The organism is Geomonas sp. Red32 (genome assembly GCF_023652955.1).
GTDB lineage: Bacteria > Desulfobacterota > Desulfuromonadia > Geobacterales > Geobacteraceae > Geomonas.
This window is the reverse complement of sequence record NZ_JAKLOY010000004.1, coordinates 317,320-335,772: the sequence shown is the minus strand read 5'-3', so window position 1 is coordinate 335,772 and position 18,453 is coordinate 317,320. Positions and strand designations below refer to the sequence as shown.

The 18,453-nt window shown below is 61.0% G+C and carries 17 protein-coding genes; 8 read left to right on the top strand and 9 right to left on the bottom strand.

Going from position 1 to position 18,453, the window contains the following annotated elements:
* Nucleotides 1–431: 431 nt before the first annotated feature.
* Nucleotides 432–644 (top strand): GSU3473 family protein, encoded by a 213-nt coding sequence (locus L4X63_RS13145; protein ID WP_250679097.1) that lies wholly within the window; start codon nucleotides 432–434, stop codon nucleotides 642–644.
* 171 nt (nucleotides 645–815) lie between these two features.
* Here L4X63_RS13145 and L4X63_RS13140 read toward each other — a convergent pair whose 3' ends face one another.
* Nucleotides 816–1,448: an OmpA family protein gene (locus L4X63_RS13140; protein ID WP_250679096.1), complete on the bottom strand. Its 633-nt coding sequence runs from the start codon at nucleotides 1,446–1,448 to the stop codon at nucleotides 816–818.
* Between the two features lie 137 nt (nucleotides 1,449–1,585).
* Nucleotides 1,586–1,915 carry a hypothetical protein gene (locus L4X63_RS13135; protein WP_250679095.1) on the bottom strand — a complete coding sequence of 110 codons (330 nt, stop codon included), beginning with the start codon at nucleotides 1,913–1,915 and terminating at the stop codon, nucleotides 1,586–1,588.
* A 235-nt stretch (nucleotides 1,916–2,150) separates the two neighbouring features.
* Here L4X63_RS13135 and L4X63_RS13130 point away from each other — a divergent pair, with 235 nt between their 5' ends.
* Entirely contained in the window at nucleotides 2,151–2,357 is a 207-nt protein-coding gene (locus tag L4X63_RS13130; RefSeq protein ID WP_250679094.1) for a hypothetical protein, read from the top strand.
* 88 nt (nucleotides 2,358–2,445) lie between these two features.
* Here the strand turns inward: L4X63_RS13130 and L4X63_RS13125 are convergent, their stop codons facing one another.
* Nucleotides 2,446–3,108 (bottom strand): hypothetical protein, encoded by a 663-nt coding sequence (locus L4X63_RS13125; RefSeq protein ID WP_250679093.1) that lies wholly within the window; start codon nucleotides 3,106–3,108, stop codon nucleotides 2,446–2,448.
* Nucleotide 3,109: 1 nt separating this feature from the next.
* A complete protein-coding gene (locus L4X63_RS13120; protein ID WP_250679092.1) occupies nucleotides 3,110–3,496 on the bottom strand; it encodes a hypothetical protein in 387 nt (128 codons plus the stop codon).
* A 352-nt stretch (nucleotides 3,497–3,848) separates the two neighbouring features.
* Between L4X63_RS13120 and L4X63_RS13115 the strand changes: the two genes are divergently transcribed.
* Nucleotides 3,849–4,580, top strand: coding sequence for a C40 family peptidase (locus L4X63_RS13115; RefSeq protein WP_250679091.1), 732 nt, complete (start codon nucleotides 3,849–3,851; stop codon nucleotides 4,578–4,580).
* A gap of 6 nt (nucleotides 4,581–4,586) precedes the next feature.
* On the opposite strand, the gene L4X63_RS13110 is transcribed toward L4X63_RS13115, so the two are convergent.
* Entirely contained in the window at nucleotides 4,587–5,225 is a 639-nt protein-coding gene (locus L4X63_RS13110; RefSeq protein WP_250679090.1) for a four helix bundle suffix domain-containing protein, read from the bottom strand.
* Nucleotides 5,226–5,836: 611 nt separating this feature from the next.
* Between L4X63_RS13110 and L4X63_RS13105 the strand changes: the two genes are divergently transcribed.
* From L4X63_RS13105 to L4X63_RS13090, 4 genes are all read left to right on the top strand, one after another.
* Nucleotides 5,837–6,556, top strand: coding sequence for a phosphatase PAP2 family protein (locus L4X63_RS13105; protein ID WP_250679089.1), 720 nt, complete (start codon nucleotides 5,837–5,839; stop codon nucleotides 6,554–6,556).
* Between the two features lie 186 nt (nucleotides 6,557–6,742).
* The gene (locus L4X63_RS13100) at nucleotides 6,743–7,357 is read left to right on the top strand and encodes a PAAR domain-containing protein (protein ID WP_250679088.1); all 615 of its coding nucleotides are present in this window, start codon (nucleotides 6,743–6,745) and stop codon (nucleotides 7,355–7,357) included.
* Complete coding sequence (locus tag L4X63_RS13095; RefSeq protein ID WP_250679087.1) at nucleotides 7,354–8,622, top strand: LysM peptidoglycan-binding domain-containing protein; 1,269 nt, start codon at nucleotides 7,354–7,356, stop codon at nucleotides 8,620–8,622. Before L4X63_RS13100 ends, L4X63_RS13095 begins: the two co-directional genes overlap by 4 nt.
* Before the next feature lie 91 nt (nucleotides 8,623–8,713).
* Nucleotides 8,714–9,217 carry a hypothetical protein gene (locus L4X63_RS13090; RefSeq protein WP_250679086.1) on the top strand — a complete coding sequence of 168 codons (504 nt, stop codon included), beginning with the start codon at nucleotides 8,714–8,716 and terminating at the stop codon, nucleotides 9,215–9,217.
* Between the two features lie 63 nt (nucleotides 9,218–9,280).
* Here L4X63_RS13090 and hpnH read toward each other — a convergent pair whose 3' ends face one another.
* The 4 genes from hpnH to shc form a co-directional block, all read right to left on the bottom strand.
* Complete coding sequence (hpnH, locus tag L4X63_RS13085) at nucleotides 9,281–10,279, bottom strand: adenosyl-hopene transferase HpnH (protein WP_250679085.1); 999 nt, start codon at nucleotides 10,277–10,279, stop codon at nucleotides 9,281–9,283.
* A gap of 161 nt (nucleotides 10,280–10,440) precedes the next feature.
* Nucleotides 10,441–12,351, bottom strand: a complete 1,911-nt coding sequence (gene dxs / locus L4X63_RS13080; RefSeq protein ID WP_250679084.1) for a 1-deoxy-D-xylulose-5-phosphate synthase — start codon at nucleotides 12,349–12,351, stop codon at nucleotides 10,441–10,443.
* A 176-nt stretch (nucleotides 12,352–12,527) separates the two neighbouring features.
* Entirely contained in the window at nucleotides 12,528–13,514 is a 987-nt protein-coding gene (gene hpnA / locus L4X63_RS13075) for a hopanoid-associated sugar epimerase (RefSeq protein WP_250679083.1), read from the bottom strand.
* A gap of 9 nt (nucleotides 13,515–13,523) precedes the next feature.
* Nucleotides 13,524–15,566, bottom strand: a complete 2,043-nt coding sequence (gene shc, locus L4X63_RS13070; protein ID WP_250679082.1) for a squalene--hopene cyclase — start codon at nucleotides 15,564–15,566, stop codon at nucleotides 13,524–13,526.
* Nucleotides 15,567–15,796: 230 nt separating this feature from the next.
* Here shc and L4X63_RS13065 point away from each other — a divergent pair, with 230 nt between their 5' ends.
* The gene (locus L4X63_RS13065) at nucleotides 15,797–18,448 is read left to right on the top strand and encodes an MMPL family transporter (RefSeq protein WP_250679081.1); all 2,652 of its coding nucleotides are present in this window, start codon (nucleotides 15,797–15,799) and stop codon (nucleotides 18,446–18,448) included.
* The last annotated feature ends 5 nt before the right edge of the window (nucleotides 18,449–18,453 follow it).

Sequence of the window (18,453 nt, the reverse complement as noted above, 5' to 3'; positions counted from 1 at the left end):
TCCTTTCCCTTGAGGAGGAATCGGGCCGGCTGTCGCTGCCGGTTCCGCTGGCATTGCCGGTTTACTGGGCGGTAGGGCGACCGGTGAGGCTTTGGCGAGGCGCTCCGGTGAGGAGGTTGCGTGGGGGGGGCTAGGACGTGTTGGGAGGAGCAAAAATCATGTGAGATCACCTCCGGGAGTTTTATTAAAAAACACTTGTTAGAAAGTACCAATAAAATCGGGGATGGCAAGGCGGCGGGAATCATTTCGTTCCCATGAACGGAGGGAAAGGGGGATACTGATGAAGATGGAGGAGGCACCGGGATGATTAGCGGATATTATGTTGAGGAGGCCACGGGGGTGATTTAGAATCGGTTTGTCCCCAGGGAGGCGAGGAGGGATTTTCCGGAGGTGAGTGATTTCCTGAGCACATGGGCAACGGAGTCGCCGATATGGGAATTTCAGTCGTCTTTACCAATGGGGAGGAGAGAATGGTCCCCGCCTACATGCTTGAGTACCTGATCCGCGAGAACAGGATCGTCGCCTTTCGCCGCACCGAAGGGTGGGTCCAGATCGGGCGGGACCCCATCAGGAAGAGCCAGCAGCCCCTTTCCAGGCCGGGCCAGCGGTGGAGCGATTTCCTGTACAAACGGAACGCCGGGTGACCGCGCACGTTTCCGGCCCGCACCTCCCCGCTTTCGCGTACCATCCCCCTTTCATAGAGCCAGCCGGTCCGGCAGTCTGCACCGGGGCCGGATAAAAAAAAGCCGGATTGCCCTTGGTCAGGCAATCCGGCCGCGCACCCGGGGCGGACCCCGGGGCACCGTCAAGAGCGGTTAGTTGGCGGTGAAGAGGATCTCGTCCCGGCGGTTTTTCGCCCTGGCCGCCTCATCGTGTCCCGCCACCGCGGGTTTTTCCTTCCCGTAGCTCACCGTCGATACCGTATCCGAGGGGATCCCGAGCGCTACCAGGTACTTCTTCGCCTCCTTGGCCCGCCGGTCTCCCAGCGCCAGGTTGTAGTCATCCGATCCCATCTCGTCGCAGTTCCCCTCGATGCGGACCTTGCGCCCGGCCGCCTGCTTGATCAGTTCGGCGTCCTTGGTCAGCGAGCCGCGTGCCGGCCCGGTAAGCGATGAGGAATCGAAGTCGAAGTAGATCTTCTCCAGGGCGGCCTTGACCGCTCCCGTTCCTGCCGCCGCGCTCCCGCCGTTCGCGGTGCCTCCCTGGCCGTTGTCCACCGGCTGGTTCTGGGCGGTCCCTTCCCGCAGCTGGCCGCCGTTGATCGAGGTGGCGTCGCCCGGCTGGGTGGAGGCCTGGGGGGCCGGTTTGGCGGCCGGAGACTGGGCCGGGGCCTGGATGGCGGGGGCGATGGCCTGGTCGGCCTTGACCGCCTGCTCCTTGGCGCAGCCGGCCAGGGCGCTCACGCCGAGGGCCAAAAAGCAGATGGTCGATTTGCAGATGCTGTTCATAGCGTACGGTACTCCTTTGTCCATGGTTGAAAGTTGGAGAAAGACGCAAATATCCCGGGGGCGCCCGCCAATGGGCGGCCGCGGGCACCGGCTAGGTGCGGTGGCGTCGGGTTATAGGGGAGGGGCTGCGGTGCTTTTCAGGCGCGAGGGGGGGCTCGCGCCTCGCTTTGGGATGGGACGAAGGAGCAGCAGGGCTCGGTGACCCGGGAGAAGTGGTTGGGACGCTCGCTGGCGGTGACGCCGGGGGAGGGGATGAGGGTCTCGCGGGAAGCCACCACCTCGCGGGCGGAGGCCTCCTGGCGGATCGTTCCGCCCACCTCGAGGACGGCCCGCGGGTGCGGCTTGACGTGATGTGCCCGGCCGGAGTCCGGGGTGCCGGTCCAGATGACGGCCAGCAGCAGGCAGAGGAGGACCACCAGGGAGAGGTGCCCGGTTCTGCCGATATGTCGCTCCAGCAAGTTTCTCATGAGGCGAAGATTTACACCAAATACGCTTCGCAGGCAATAGGTTATTTTCCTCCCCCGCGTTGACATTCGTACCCCGCTCCCTAGAATCGTATACATAATTATTGCTTATAGTTAAATTTTAAGGTACCGTACGCCAGTTACCCGGCCGGGGCCGCCCCGGCGGGGATGCTGCAGGCCGTGCCCCTCCGCGGGCGCGGCTGGCTTTTTATGTTATTTCGGTGGGTTAGGGGGAGGCATGGGCGCGATCGTAAACGACGAGAACGGCTTCATCTGCGAATGTGGGCTCCGCAACGACTACCCGAGCTACGTGCAGGACCACCGGAGCGTCAAGCTCATCTACTCGTGCGCCTGCCAGCGCCAGTACATCCTGTACCAGGGGACCGTCACCAAGGCGCAGCAGGGGGGGCCGCAGATCGCCAACGATGAGGCGTTCGGGGACTGAGCGGCGGGCCGGGTACCGGGCGAAATGAAAAAGGCGGGGAAGCATCCCCGCCTTTTATGTTGTCCTTTGGTAACTACTCCTGCTTCACCTACTTCGGAGGCTCCACCGGTGCGTCGGCGGGGGGGACCGCCGGAGCGGGAGCCGGTGAAGGCGCCGCCACTGGGGCCGCAGGCTTGTACTGCTCCACTTCCGCCTTGAGCTTTTCGATCTCGGCGGTCATGTTCTTCCTCTCCAGGATCAGCTTGTTGTTCTTCTCCTTCAGCTTGGCATTCTCCGATTTGACCGATTCCATGTCCTTGATGGCGGTATCCCACAGGATGGCGTCCGAGCGGAGCTTCTCGAGCTCGGCGTTTCGGTCCTCGAAGACCTTGACCCGCGCCTTGAGCTTGGTTATCTGGGCGGTCATCACCTTCAGTTCCTCGGCATCCTTCTCCTTGTCGAGCCTGGTCTGCCCCATGGTCAGGTAGAGCTCCACCATGGCGGCGAAGTGCTTGACGTCGCGGCCGGCTTCGGGCTTGAGGTCGCCGAACATCGGTTTGCCCTCCTTGAAGGCATCCTCCCCCTTCTTCAGCATGGCGCGGGCCGCCTCCACGTCGGCGGTCACGAGCTTGCTGTCACCCGACTTGTTGGCGAAGGCGTCGATGGCGACCTTGGCGGTCTCCAGCTCCTTCTGGGCCTTGGATTTTTCGTCGGCGAAGGCCGCCACCGGAATGAGCAGGGCGACCAGGCAAATGGCGATCAGTCGGCGCATCTTATTTCTCCTCCGGTGCCAGGTAGTGTTCGAGCTGCGATTCGAGCTTCTTGAGCTGGACCCGGTTGAGAGCGATCTCCTCGGCCAGCTCCTTTTCGCTCGCCTGGGCCTCGGCTACCGTGGCCTGCAACTCGGCCCTCTCGACCTGCTGGGTGGCGAGCTTCTCGTTGCCGTTGGCGACCGCCCCCTGGGCGACCACCAGGCTGGTGGAGGCTGCGTCCAGCATATCCTTCGCATACTCGCCGACCTTACCGGCCTTGAGCTTTTCGACCCGTTCGGTGCTCATCTTGATCCGCTCGGAGATGTCCTTGGGAACCTTGCCAGCCGCTCCCCACGCCGCGGTAGCCGAAAAGATCACTGCCGTCACTATCATTGCAAAACGCCGCATAGCCCCTCCTGATACTTCCTCACCGGCGGCTTCGCCGGTTCCATACCTCCTTGCCGGGCACGGTATGGTCCTAATTGTAGACCAACGTTTTAGACTAAAATCGGCTCAAGGTCAATAACATCCGCAGTGGCGGGAGAAATTCCCGGGCACCGGGCCTCCTGCCGTTGGTCGGATTTTTGCAGCTCTTAGGAGTCCGCCCGCAGCAGCGGTAGGGGGGGGCCCGGAAACAGCGGGTGCGCCCTCAACCTGCACGGGAAGTTTGACGGACAGTTGACACCCGGGCTTTGCCGGTGTCAAAAAAACCCGCTCTTTTTGCGCCCCGGCACGGGGTGCGGACGAGGTGAAGACGGAGATGAAGGTAGATCCTTTGCAGGTGGTGAGTACCGTGCCGTTCCCGGCAGCGGAGGCGGCGGGGAGCCGGGGCCAGGAGGGCCGCTTTCAGGCGCTGCTCGATTCGGTGGGCGCCGGAGAGACCGCGTCCTTGAAGCCCGAGCAGGTGGCTGCCGAGATGCTGCGGATAGAGATGATGCAGAGCACCCTGTCGATCGGCGGAGGCGATCACTCCGCGGTGACCGGCGGCAGCGTGCTGGAGTCGTGGGGGAGGGGGCTTCCCCGCAATTTCACCGGCTGGCAGACCGCGTCCGGACCGGTTCCGCTGCCGCCTGCCGGAGAACAGCCGGCCGAGCCGGTGGGGAGCGGTGTATTGGCCGGTGCGGGAGACCCTACCGGGATCGAGGCCACCGCCGAGCGTTTCCTGGGGACCCCGTACCGTTTCGGCGGCGAAGGGGGGGACGGTATTGACTGTTCCAGTTTCGTCCAGCAGGTCTTCCGCGAGCACCAGGTCGATCTGCCGAGGACCGCGCGCGAGCAGGCGCACCTGGGAGAGGGGGTGCCACTTGGCGAGCTGAAGAAGGGCGATCTCCTCTTCTTCCACACCTATGCCTCCTACCCCTCCCATGTCGGGATCTACCTGGGCGATGGAAAGATGATCCACGCCTCCTCCGGGAAAGGCGAGGTCACCGTCTCCGACATCAACAGCAGCTATTACCAGTCGAGGTTCATGGGGGCGCGGCGGGTAGTGTAACTTTCGTCAGCTCAGCCGGGCTTTCCTCACTCGGTAGAGGCGTTCGGTGAAGCCGCCGTTGGACTCGAAGGCGGAGGCTTGGGTGGCAAGCTGGCGCTCAAGCAGGCTACACGCCACCGCGATGAGGACTAGGGCGCCGTTGGCCGCGATTTCGGCAAGCGGTGCGTGGGTGGACCCGGTGGACCCGGTGGACCCGGTGGACCCGGTGGACCCGGTGGACCCGGTGGACGGCGGGGTGTGGTGTGGTGTGGTGTGGTGTTGGGCGTTGACCCAGGCGGCGACGGCGTCGGCGTCTGGGGGGCGGAGGTCGACCAAGGACTGGCGGCGCGGGTCATGGTGGTCCCACAGGGGCAGGTTTCGCTGGCGCAGGAAGTCTTGGTAGTCGAGGCGGAGCTCCTCAAGGCTGGCGCGGGCCACGTTGGTCAGTTTCAGCTCCGTCTTCTTCGAAGTCCCCGACGCCTGGCTGCCCTCGGCAATATTCTGCACCCCCGAGCGGGCCGCCTGCACCATCTGGTCGTGAGTGCGGCTTCGCCGCTCGACGAAGCGGTCGCAAAAGCGCACCGTGAAGTCGTAGACCACCTGCGCCACCTGGAAGCTCACCAGCTTACGGTACCCGCCGTGCTGCGGAATAAGCGGCTCGTCCATTTCATCCTCCCGTCAGTTTCCACCTGGCTCGACAGAGCTCCCCCCGTCCACCCCCCGTCCACCCCCCGTCCACCCTCCGTCCACCCTCCGTCCACCCTCCGTCCACCCGAGTCCACCCGAGTCCACCCGAGTCCACCCGAGTCCACCCGAGTCCACCCGAGTCCACCCGAGTCCACCCGAGTCCACCCGAGTCCACCCGAGTCCACCCGAGTCCACCCGAGTCCACCAGCGTCCACCAGTGTCCACCAGTGTCCACCAGCGTCCACCAGCGTCCACCAGCGTCCACCAGCGTCCACGAAAAGCAAACCGCAGGTTGTCGTGGCTGTCAACGACCACCAACCATCCGGCGGGGCAGAGTTAGCTGTGCCTGTCACAGCCACTCTCACAGCCCTGGTGGCTGTGACTTAGGCTGTCACTGTTAAAATAAATTGATGTCATAGGGCCGTCCGCATTGACAGAGGCCGCTGACAGAGGTAAGAGTTATGGTACTGTTTTGTAAACGATACAGTGAATCACCTCTTACATTTTCAGTGCCTGATGTGGCACCAGTTTGGAGTTATATGAGCTAAAGCAGTGCCTTGTAGAGGATTGGCAGAAAGTGAGGCTTTGTAATGAATTTCTTCGATGCGGGGATCTTGCACTTTCTCAACGGTTTCGCACACCACTCTTGGACCTTCGATTTCTGGGTACACTGGCTGACCGCCGATGACTTTCAAAAGGGGGGGCCGGTGGCCCTCCTTCTCTGGTGGGCGTGGTTCCTCCCCAGCGAGCGCCAGGAAGAAAACCGGCAGAAGCTCATCTGCGTTGCCTTCTCGGCGGTCGCCGCCGTGCTTGTCTCGCGGCTGTCGAGCGAGGTTCTCCCGTTCCGTGCCCGGCCTTTGCACCTCTCCGCCCTCCATCTCCAGCTTCCCTACACCGTCTCGGTGACGGAGCTTGTGCACTGGAACTCATTCCCCAGCGACCATGCCGCCCTCTTCTATGCACTGGTCACCGGCCTCTTCCTCGTCAACCGCAGGATCGGCATCATCGCTTTTCTCTACGTCACCCTCTTCATCTCCATTCCGAGGATGTATCTCGGATTTCACTACCCCACCGACATCATCGCGGGGGGCTTGCTGGGCGGTTCCGTCACCTGGTTGGCATGCCATCCCGTCGTCCGTGGAAAGCTGGCCCCGCCCATCCTGAAGCTGACTGCTAGCTCCCCCTCCCTCTTCTACGCCTGCTGTTTCTTCTACACCTACCAGCTCGCCTGCTCCTTCTCCTGGGTGAACAAGACCCTCTCCACCACGCTGCACATAACGTCCGGTGTCATGACCAAGCTGCATCTGTAGAGCGTAGTAGTCCCGACGAACAAAAGCCCGCTCACCTCTTCGAGGTGGCGGGCTTTTATGTGGGGCGTAAGGTGAGCGTCCCTCTGAGTCGTCGGAGTCTGCTACTTCACCTTCTTGACAGCCATGGAAGTGTGATTAGAATTTGTCAATCTTTAAGGGTTTGTGACTGCCTGTGAGGAGCCGCATATGCCAATTTATTTCAATTGTGACGCACTGAGTGGGCGGCCAGCTGCACGTATCGGTGACAGCGTCTCCTGCCCAATCCATGGGGAGACGTCCATCGTTTCCGGTTCCCCTAACACCTACCACGACAACCAGCCTGCGGCGCGAGTCGGAGACCGGATAGCCTGCGGGGACACGATAATTGAGGGGAGCAATTGTGTTCTGATCAATGGCAAACCGGCAGCCTTCGTTGGTTGCTCAACGGCGCATGGTGGCAAGATTACCAGTGGATCTTCAAATGTTTTCATTGGCAGAACTCCGGGTGGGTTAGCGACCGTACCCGCTGAGACAACGCAGGACGGGGTGAATCACAGTCTCGCATTTGACCTCAGCGAAATGCTCGCCGCCGGCAACCATAATGGTATTGAGTATGCCGGACTGCCCATAGAGATCACGACCACGGAAGGGGAGTACGTCACGACAGTCTCGACTGACGAACGTGGGGTGAGTAGCAGGTTCTTTACAACGGAGCAGCGAGACGTAATAGCCTGGGTTATTGGTGCTGAGGAGTGGGAAGTTATAGAGGAGATGGAAGTTGTCGATGACACAGATGCTCTCGATGAGGGAGGTGAAGGGTGAGCAACACAAGCGATTTCTACGTCTTCAAAGAGGGCGATACTTTGAGCGCAGTTGCCAAATCCCACCATACGACAGTTGACCACCTATGTAAGATTAACGGTATACCGGACCCTAACCAGATTAAAGCTGGACAGCAGATAGCTCTCGCTGCGAAAGCCGTTATGGGGGTGACCTTCCAACTGGTGGACATGGATCGCAACCCCATCCGAAACGCGACAGCACAAGTGGAGTACGGTCAGGAGAAGAAAGTTCTTTCCAGCGGGGCTTCAGGTCAGTTGCCAACGGTGCTGACGGAAAGCCCCGACCAGGTTGTAAGGTTATATCTCGCCCGGCTGGATGGGTCGCTGAAGCAAGTCACGGAGGTTGTCTCAGACTGGGGAAACAAACTGGTCACCGTGATAAGCCCTAAACTGAAGTTGGAGGGGCAAACGAAGCCGCATCCAAAAGACGCCTCCGGCCTCCCTGTAGGTGAAACTAAGACGGCCGATGCGAAACCCGTGAAGCCGCCTGAGAACCCGGTTCAAACACTGGCTACAGGAAAAGTTCAGGCGGAATACGGTGATGGTAAGGGGCCGAAAACCGTAGAAACAGCAACCGCAAAAGGATTGCCTGTCTGCAAGGTGACAAACGATCAGGCGTCGTTGGACTTCTTGAAAGGGTTTACGGGAGAGACCATAACCGAGGAAGACTATCGTAACGCTGCAAAGGCTATAGGGTGCGAAGTTGAGGTTATTAAGGCCGTGGCCAAGATCGAAGGTGGAAAAGGCTTTGACAACAAGAACAGACCAAGGATTCTCTATGAACGTCATGTCTTTTCAAGGAATACCTCACCTTTCGGAAGGTTTAATAGTCAAAATCCAGATATTTCTTCAAATAAAGCTCACAGAAAGCGTAAGAAAGGCGAAAAAGTAGGGGACGATATTTATGGTAATAGCTTTCCCCGGTTGGCCAAGGCGTACAATTTGGACAAGTCTGCAGCACTGAAAGCTTGCTCTTGGGGGAAATTCCAGATCCTAGGTGAAGGCCACAAACTTGCTGGATTCAAAACCGTCGAAGAATTTGTGGCCGCAATGTGTCGGTCTGAGCAGGAGCACCTGAAAGCGTTTGTAAACTTTAGCTCCTCAAACAAATTGCTAAAGGCGGCGCTTATTTCCAAGAAATGGGAAGCTATTGCTCGCGAGTACAACGGCAAGTCGTATCGTAAATTCAACTACGACCACATCCTGAAGGAGGCCTACGAAAAATATGCTAAGCAGAGACATTAGAATAGTATCTCTACTACTGCTTCTGAGTTGCCTCTGTAGTGAGGCTGTTGCAGAGCCTGTGAAATCAGTAAGCAGAATCAGCCGCGATGTAATGTATCAGGCCGAAAGCAATATTCGCAGCCAAGTGAAAGGGCATGATCCTAGTGCTGAGGTTGAGGTTGATAAAGACCAATCCTTCCAAATCACCGTAGGTCCTAGATCGTTTTATTTCCTTTCGGCATTAATAAATTCGCCTGGTATGTATCGTGTATGCTCCATTCAGTTATTAAATGATTATAATGTGATTCCTGTCGTAGATGTCATTGGCCCTGAAATAGAGAAACGGCCATGGCAGTGCGAATACGTCGATGCACTTTCATTCTCTGATAGCTATCCAGACGGGAGTATCCGAGTGATTGGTCTGTATTACGCAAGAGCTATCAAACCCCCACCCTTTGTGGTCCCTGTGGTACTGAAGTTGGATTTTCGAAATGCAACGCTCGCCATAGATGAAAAGCTGACAGATCTTCTAGAGAAGGAAGAAATTGAAACTATAAAAGCAGCACGCGCCTTCATAAAAAAGAAATTAAAGGCGGAAGGAACACACAGTCCTTAAAAGAAAAGCCCGCTCACCTCTTGGAGGTGGCGGGCTTTTATGTGTACTGATGGGATCAGTGAACTAGCTGAGGTTCCAGAGGAACATTTCCCACATGTCTTTCCAGCTCTTGCCGATCTCGGCGACGACGGTGGGCTCGAAGCCGCAGTGCATCATGCACTGGGCGCAGCGGGGATCCTTGCCGACCCCGTACTTGTCCCACTCGGTCTTCTCCATCATCTCCTTGAAGCTTCCATAGTGGGCGTCGGTGATCAGGTAGCAGGGAGCCTTCCACCCCTGCGGGTTCCTGGTCGGGTTCCCCCACGGGGTGCACTGGAGCTCCTTCTCCCCTTTGAGGAAACGGAGATACATCGGGGTCGAGAAGAACGGGAAACGCTTGCTCATCTCGAAGACCTGCTCGAATTTCTTCTGGATCTCGCGGCGCTCCAGGAAAAGCTTCTCGCCGACCGCCTCGTAGCCGAAGCCCGGCGCCACCAGGAAACCGTCCACTCCTATCTCCTTCAAGTGCGAGAAGAGCATCTCGATCTCGACCAGGTCGGTCTCCTTGAAGATGGTGGTGTTGGTGCAGAGCCTGAAACCGAGCTGCTTGGCCTTCTTGATGGCGCTCATGGCGATCTTGAAGGTGCCGGGACGCTCGAGGATCCGGTCGTGGGTCTCTTCCATCCCGTCCATGTGGACGTTCAGGACGAAGTTCGGGTGCGGCTTCATCTTGTCGAGCGCCTTCTCGAGCAACAGCGCGTTGGTGCAGAGGTAGATGTGCTTGCCGCGCTCGAGGACCGCCTCGATCAGCTCGAAGATGTGGGGATAGAGGAACGGCTCGCCGCCGGTGATGGTAACTACCGGTGCCGGGCACTCGTCGACGGACGCCAGGCACTCTTCGAGGCTCATCATCGCCTGGATGGTGTCGGCGTACTCGCGGATCCTTCCGCAGCCGGAGCAGGCAAGGTTGCAAAGATGGGTCGGCTCAAGCATCAGCACCAGCGGATACTTGTCGTTCTTCTTCATCTTGTTGGAGACGATGTATTTGGTCAGGTCATAGTTGAGTCGCATCGGGAAACGCATGATTTTCTTTCCTTACCTACTTCGAGTCGTTGAGTGCCATTTCAGGCCGGGCTCCCTTTCGGGAAAAGCGCGGCGCATTTTTACACGATAAAACGGGACGAGTCAAAGGGTTAATGGGGCGCCCTATGACCGGTCCCGTCGTTCTTTGTTGCCGTACTGGATTACTTCACGCGGGCCAGGTGCTGACGGCCGCCTTCTTCCGCCTTCCTGACGAAGGCTTCGGTGGATTCCGCGATCCCGGCGCCGTCGATCCCCAGGTCTCTCCTGAGCTCCGCCTGGCTGCCGTGCTCGACGAAATGGTCCGGAATCCCCAGCCGCTTGACACGGATGGAGGAGAGCCCGGAGTCGTAGACCGCTTCGAGGATGGCGCTTCCGAAGCCCCCTTGCAGCGAGTTCTCCTCGACGGTGACGATGCAGCCGGTCTTTGTCGCCTCGCCGAGGATCAGCGCGGTGTCGAGCGGCTTGATGAAGCGTGCGTTGACCACCCCGGCGGAGATCCCTTTCTCCCTGAGGAGCTTGGCGGCCTCCAGGGCAGGATAGACGGTGGAGCCGATGGCAACCAGGGTGACGTCGCTCCCTTCCACGAGCACCTCCCCCTTGCCGATCTCCAGCTCCTTGATCTCCTTGTCCATCTCCACGCCGTAGCCCGCGCCGCGCGGGTAGCGGAGGGAAACCGGACGCCCGAGGTAGACGGCGGTCTTCAGCATGTGCTGCAGCTCGTTCTCGTCCTTGGGCGCCATCACGGTCAGTTCCGGCAGGTGCCGTAAGTAGGAGATGTCGAAGGCGCCGTGGTGGGTCGGGCCGTCGTCGCCGACCAGGCCGGCGCGGTCGAGCGCCAGGGTGACGCCGAGCTTTTGCAGGCAGATGTCGTGGAACACCTGGTCGTAGGCGCGCTGCAGGAAGGTCGAGTAGATGGCCGCCACCGGACGGAACCCTTCCGCGGCAAGCCCGGCCGCGAAGGTGAGGGCGTGCTGCTCGGCGATGCCGACGTCGAAGAAGCGGTCGGGGTAGGCCTTGGCGAAGGGGGAAAGCCCGGTGCCGTCGGGCATGGCGGCGGTGATGGCGACGATCTTCTTGTCCGCCGCTCCGAGCTTCACCAGCGTCTCCCCGAACACCTGGGTGTAGGAGGGGGGGGCCGGTTTGGCGGGGGCCGCGCTGGCGGGCTTCACCGGGGCGATCCCGTGGAACTTGTCGGGAGTCTGCTCGGCCGGCAGATACCCTTTCCCCTTCTTGGTCATCACGTGGAGAAGGATCGGGCCTTCCAGGTTCTTCACGTTCTCAAGGACGCCGATCATGGTCGGGATGTCGTGGCCGGGGATGGGGCCTACGTACTCGAAGCCGAGCGCCTCGAACAGGGTCCCCGGGGTCAGGAACCCCTTCAGGGTGTTCTCGGCCTTCTTGGCGAAGTGCAGGATGTTGCCGCCGATGGCCGGGATGGCGGAGATCAGCCCTTCCATTTCCTTCTTGAGGCCGCGGTAGTAGCCGCCGGTCATCTTCCGGGAGATGAAGGAGGAGAGCGCCCCCACGTTCTTGGAGATCGACATCTCGTTGTCGTTTAGGACCACGATCAGGTTCTTTCTGAGATGCCCGGCCTGGTTCAGGGCCTCGAAGGCCATCCCGCCGGTGAGCGAGCCGTCGCCGATCACCGCGATGGCCCGGCTGTCGTCGCCGGCAAGGGAGTGGGCGGCCGCCATCCCGAGCCCTGCCGAGATCGAGGTCGAGGAGTGCCCGACGCCGAAGGCGTCATGGGGAGATTCGGAGCGCTTCGGGAAACCGCTCAGCCCCTTGTAGCAGCGCTGGGTGTGGAAGCGGTCGCGGCGGCCGGTGAGGATCTTGTGGGTGTAGGCCTGGTGGCCGACGTCCCAGACGATCTTGTCCACCGGAGAGTTGAAGCAGTAGTGAAGGGCGATGGAGAGCTCGACGCAGCCGAGGTTGGAGGCGAGGTGCCCGCCGGTCTTGGGGACGGTCTCCAGAAGGAACTCGCGGACTTCGTCGGCGAGCTTCACCAGCTCGTCGGTCTTGAGCTTCTTCAGGTCGCCGGGACCATTGATCTTGGAAAGGAGCTTGTACATGTATCGACCCTACTTAGAGAAAAGAAAAAAAGTGGACGCCTGTATCCAGGGGGATGTTGCTGCAAGGGGGCCGGCACCTGCCAAGCCCGTCCCGTTCGTCCTCCCGTGGACGCCTCTTATCCGGCTTTCTTTAACGGGGACAGGAGGTTTCCCCGAAAGCCGGTCCGCAGGCCAAGCTACCTGGCGTAGCCGTGGCTGCGGAACCAATCGACCGCGCGCTCCAAGGACCCCTTGATCGGGGTGAGCGGGAGCCCCAGTTCGGCTACCGCCTTGGACGGGTCGAAGTACATGAATTTTTTAGCCATCTGCACCCCGGCGAGCGGGATGAGCGGTTCCTTCCCGGTTACCGCCGAGATCGCCTCGTTCAGGTAGGCGGCGGCCAGGATGGGGTAGTAGGGGAGCCTGACCTTGGGGGCCTTCAAGCCCGTGATCCCGGAAAGCAGGGTGAAGATGCGGGCGAGGGTCAGGTTCTCGTTGCCGAGGATGTATTTCTCCCCGATCCTTCCCTTCTCCGCCGCGAGCAGGTGCCCGCGTGCGCAGGTCTCGACATCGATCAGGTTCAGTCCGGTGTCGAGATAGGCCGGCATCTTGCCGTTCAAGAAGTCGACGATGATCTTCCCGGTCGGGGTCGGCTTGATGTCCATCGGCCCCACCGGCGTGGAGGGATTCACGATCACCAGGGGAAGCCCCTTGGCGATGAATTCCTCGGCGGCACGCTCGGCCAGGAACTTGCTCTTCTTGTAGTCCCCGACCATCTGCCCGAAATCCACCGGGGTGGATTCGGTCCCGGGGGTGCCGTCCCCGGGGTTACCCAGCGTCCCGACGCTGGAGGTGTAGACCACCTTCCCGACCCCGGCTTCCAGCGCGGCGGCCAGGATCCTGGTGGTCCCGCCGACGTTGGCATCGTACATGGAGGCCGGCGTTTTGGTCCAGAGCCGGTAATCGGCGGCGGCGTGGAAGAGCTGGCCGCAGCCGGCAAGCCCCCGGGTGAGCGAAGCCTGGTCCGAGAGGTCCCCCTCGAAGATCTCCACCTCGAGACCGTCCAGGTTTCTCCGGTCGGAGCCGGGGCGGGCGAGGACGCGCACCTCGTAACCGTCCTTCAGAAGCTCCCGGACGATGCTGGCACCTATGAAACCGGTGGCCCCGGTGACGAACGCTTTCACGCGGTACGCCTACTCCTTGCCCGCGGTCTGCTCGCGGTAGGTGCCGAGCGCCATCAGCGGGAAGCAGTTACGGTAGATGTGGTACTTGATCATGAAGTATTTCGGGAACCCGGTGCCGGTGTACTGGGTCTCGTCCCAGGTGCCGTCGGCCTTCTGGGTGGAGATCAGGTACTGGACGCCGCGGGTCACTGCCGACGAGTTCGCCTCGCCCGCCGCCATCAGGGCCAAAAGCGCCCAGCCGGTCTGGGAGGCGGTGCTCTCGCCGATCCCCATCAGGGTGCGGTCGTGGTACGATTCGCAGGTCTCGCCCCAGCCGCCGTCGATGTTCTGGTGCGACTTGATCCAGTTCACCGCCTTACGGATGTAGGGCTGGGTCATGTCCTCGCCGATCGCCTGCAGGCCGCAAAGGACCGACCAGGTGCCGTAGAGGTAGTTGACCCCCCAGCGTCCCCACCAGCACCCTTCCGGTTCCTGGGTGATCTTCAGGAACTCCAGGGCGCGGACGGCCGCGTCGTAGTTCTTGGAGTAGCCGAAGTTCCCCATCAGCTCCAGCATGCGGCCGGTCAGGTCCGCGGTGGGGGGATCGATCAGCGCCTCCAGGTCGGCGAAGGGGATCTTGTTCAACAGGTACTTGGTGTTGTCCTTGTCGAAGGCGCCCCACCCGCCGTTTTTGCTCTGCATCCCGAGGCACCAGGTGATGCCGCGCTTGATGGCACCTTCCATGTGCTTCCGGTCTTTGACCTTGATCCCTTTCAAGGCCATCATGACGAAGCCGGAGTCGTCGACGTCCGGAAACCAGTCGTTGAGGAATTCGAAGGCCCAGCCGCCCGCCTCGAGGTCGGGGGACTTGATCTTCCAGTCCCCGGGCTTTCTCACTTCCTTGTCGAGCAGCCACTGGGCAGCCTTGACGAGCGAGGGATGGTCGTTGGGGACCCCGGCGTCGGTCAGTGCCTTCAAGGCCAGCGCGGTGTCCCAGACCGGGGAGATGCACGACTGCAGGACGAGCTGGTCGTCGCTCTCGATGCAGAAGTTGGCCAGGGCCTCCATGCCGCGCACGATAACCGGGTGGTCGTTCGGATAGCCGAGCGCGTTCAGGCAGAGAATGGCGTTCAGCATGGCCGGCTGGATGCCGCCCCAGTCGCCGGTGGTCTCCTGGTGATCGAGCACCCACTTCTCGGCCACCGCCAGCGCCCGCTTCTTGAAGGGACGGATGGGGCTTCTCTCGTAGACCTTCAGCATGTGGTCCACGCCGATGAAGAAGTTCTTCCAGGTGAGGATCCCGTCTTCCTTGGTGAAGGTGTAATCGATGGGGCGCGGCGGCCTCACGAAGAGCTCCTGCACGCGCATGGAAGGGGGGAGCTTCTTCACCGGGCGGTTGGTCATCACCACGGAAAGCGGGATGATGGTCGCCCGGGCCCAGCTGGAGAGCTCGTACATGTTGAAGTAGGCCCAGTTGGGAAGCAGCATGAGCTCGACCGGCATGCTCGGGACCCCGAACCAGGCGAACTCGCCGAACAGTGCCAGGAAGATCTTGGTGAAGACGCGGGTCTTGATGATCCCGCCGTGTTCCAGCACGAAGGCGCGCGCCTTCTGCATGGCGGGGTGCTCCGCCGGATAGCCGGAGAGTTTCAGGGCGAAGTAGGCCTCCACCGTGGTGGAGAGGTCGCCCGGGCCGCCGTAGTAGATGGTCCAGGAACCGTCTTCGGTCTGCTTGGAGAGGAGGTAGTTGGCCATCTTGCGCTGCTTCTCGTGGTCGACCAGACCCAGGAAGTGAAACAGCATGATGTATTCGGCGGTGATGGTGGTGTTCGATTCCAGCTCGGCCCACCAGTACCCCTGGGGGAGCTGCTCTCTGAAGAAGAAATCCCTGCTTGCTTCGATCGCTACGTCGAGTTGGGTCTGCGCGCTCCCCGGCTTCCGCTTCCAGATGGAAGGGGGAAGCCGGTGTACCTTGGCTCCCTGGCTTTGGCCGACGACCTTCTCCGGTTCGACGGCGGGCCCGTTGAATGAAGTCAGTGCGGGTGATATGGGGTGCTTGAAGGGGGATGTCACCACAAACTCCTTTTGGTGGATTGGCGTAAGTTCATGCAGTGTATCGGTTTTAATGCTAGTTACAAGCTGGCAGAAATATCATAACTTTGCTCAAAGGTACACCCTTTTTTAATTGCGGATTGCCTATCTATCTATTAAATCGGCGGTTTCGCTGCCGAATCTTGATTTAGCACCCAACGGTGTGCTAGGTTGCTTCTCTTTGACCCGGGGCAAAGGAAGGCAGGATAACTATGAACGGAAACGCGAAATCGCGGAGCGCACTCTTTTCCCTCTCGTCGAGACATCCCTGGCTGGTAGTGTTGGTGGCCTTGGTACTGTCGGCGATCTCTCTTGTGTATACGTCACAGCGTATGGAGTTTCTCACCGGCCGGGATGACCTGATGCCGAAGAACACATCCTTCAACCGTGACTATCAGGCCTATCGTGCCGAGTTCGGCGACCCCGAAGACATCGTGGCGGTCATCGAAAGCCAGGACGCCGAGAAGGCCGGAGCCTTCGGCCAGAAGCTCTTCGACGCCCTTTCCGCCGACAAGGAGCACTTCGCCCAGATCTTCTATCCCTACGCGCTCCCCTTCTTCCGGGACAACGGCCTGCTCTTCATGCCGCTTTCCGACATCAAGGAGCTCCACCGGAACATCGCCCTGGCCACCCCGGCCCTGAAGGAGCTCTCCAAGTCGCCGTCGGTGCAGACCCTCTTCACCTACATGACGAGGACCATGGACGCCTACGCCGCCGGGGACAACTCGAAGCTCCCCGAGATCGTCTTCATGCTCGACAAGCTGGGGACCGGCTTCTCCACCTTCGGTGCGGCCGGCGGGGCTCCCCCCTCCATCGAGGGGATGTTCATGAGCCAGGATTCCGCCTTCGCCAAGGCAGGGAAGCAGCAGATCCTGACCGCGCTCCCGGTGAGGAAGATGACCGGCTTCGTCCCGGCCCAGGCCGCCATCGCCAAGGTGCGCGCCGAGGTGGCCAAGCTCCAGAAGCTTCCCGAGTTCAAGGGGGTGTCCGTCGGTCTCACCGGTTCCCCGGTCCTCGAGAACGAGGAGATGACCACCAGCCAGAGAGACATCTCCATCGCCACCGTGGTGTCGCTGGCACTTACCGTGGTGCTCCTGCTCCTTGCCTTCCGCGGGGTGCTCAACGTCTTCGCCGCCATGATCTCGCTTCTGGTCGCCATCTCGCTCTCCTTCGGGTTCGCCACCGGCGCGGTCGGGCACCTGAACATCCTCTCCATGGTGTTCGCCATCATGCTGATCGGGATCGGGATCGAGTACGGGATCCAGCTCGTGCTCCGCTACCAGGAGGAGCTCCGCCTCGGGCAAAACGAGCTGGACGCCATCGGCACCGGCCTGGAGCGTAACGCCTGGGCCATCGTGATGGCCGCCGCCACCGTCGCCGCCGCCTTCCTCACCTTCGTCTTCACCGATTTCCGCGGCATCGCCGAACTGGGGATCATCGCCGCCGGCGGCGTCGCCATCTGCGTGGCGGTGACCTTCACCGTGCTCCCCGCCATGCTGGTCCTTTTGGCCCGCTGGAGAAAGCCGCGCCGGGTTGCCCCGGTCGAGGCCGCCCCGCGCTTTTCGCGGCTCTCCATGCTTCTGTTCGGCCATCCCCGCTTCGTGATCGCGGCCACCGCGCTTCTCTGCGCCGCCTCCCTCTACCCGCTGTCGCGGATCTCCTTCGACTACAACCTGATGAACCTGCAGGCCAAGGGGCTCCAGTCGGTGACCTACGCCTACAAGCTCATGAGCAGCAAGGAGAACGCCGGCTACTTCGCGGTGGTCACCGCCAATAACCCCGCCGAGGCCGCCGAAAAGACCAGGAAGCTGGAGGCGCTTCCCACCGTGGACCACGTGGTGAGCATCAACACCTTCGTCCCCGACCAGCAGCCCGAGAAGCTCGCCGAGCTGGCCGCCATCCGGCAGGAGCTCGACCAGGTCAAGCCGCAGACCTACGAGCCGGAGCTCTCTCTCATGGAGCTCCCCCGGGTCTTCGAGGATTTCAGGAATGCGGTGGTGAAGGTGAAGGCGAAGCTCGAAAAGGAACGGCGCCCGGAGGCCAAACCGGTCGGGAAATTCCTCACCGTGCTCGACACCTTCTTCGCAAAGCTCGACAAGGAGCGGGACAAGAACGCGGTCGGGATGCTGCAGGATTTCCAGGGGGGGATGTTCGCCGAGCTCCCGCAAAAGATCGCCCTTTTAAAGCAGAGCCTGAACGCCCACCCGATCGCCGATAAGGACATCCCGGCGGATCTGCGGGCGCGCTTCGTCGGCAAGACCGGCAAGCTCATGCTCCAGGTGGCGCCCAAGAACGAGATCTTCGACCTGAAGCCGCTCAAGGCCTTCCTCGACGACGTGAGAAGGATCGAGCCCCATGCCACCGGGGAGCCGGTCATGGTGTACGAGTCGATGACCATCATGCGCGACGCCTACCGGATGGCCTTCATCTACGCCTTCGTGGCCATCGTCGGGATCCTGCTGATCGCCTTCAGGAGCATCAAGTTCGCCCTCATCGGCCTCGTGCCGCTAGTGGTGGGGATCCTCTTCATGGTGGCGGGGATGTGGATCTTCGGGATCAGCTTCAACTCGGCCAACATCATCGTCATGCCGCTGGTCCTGGGGATCGCCGTCGACTCCGGCATCTACATCATCAACCGCTTCCGGCGCGAGGACGAGAGTGCCGCCACCGTGATCACCTCGAGCACCGGGGTGGGGGTCCTCCTCAACACCCTGACCATCATGGCGAGCTTCGGTGCCCTCATGGTGGCGCACCACCAGGGGGTCTTCTCCATCGGCGCCGTCATGTCGCTCGGCATGGTCGCCTGCCAGATCGCTTTCATGATCACCCTCCCCGCCGTCCTCGAACTGGCGGGGAAGAAGTAGGGCGG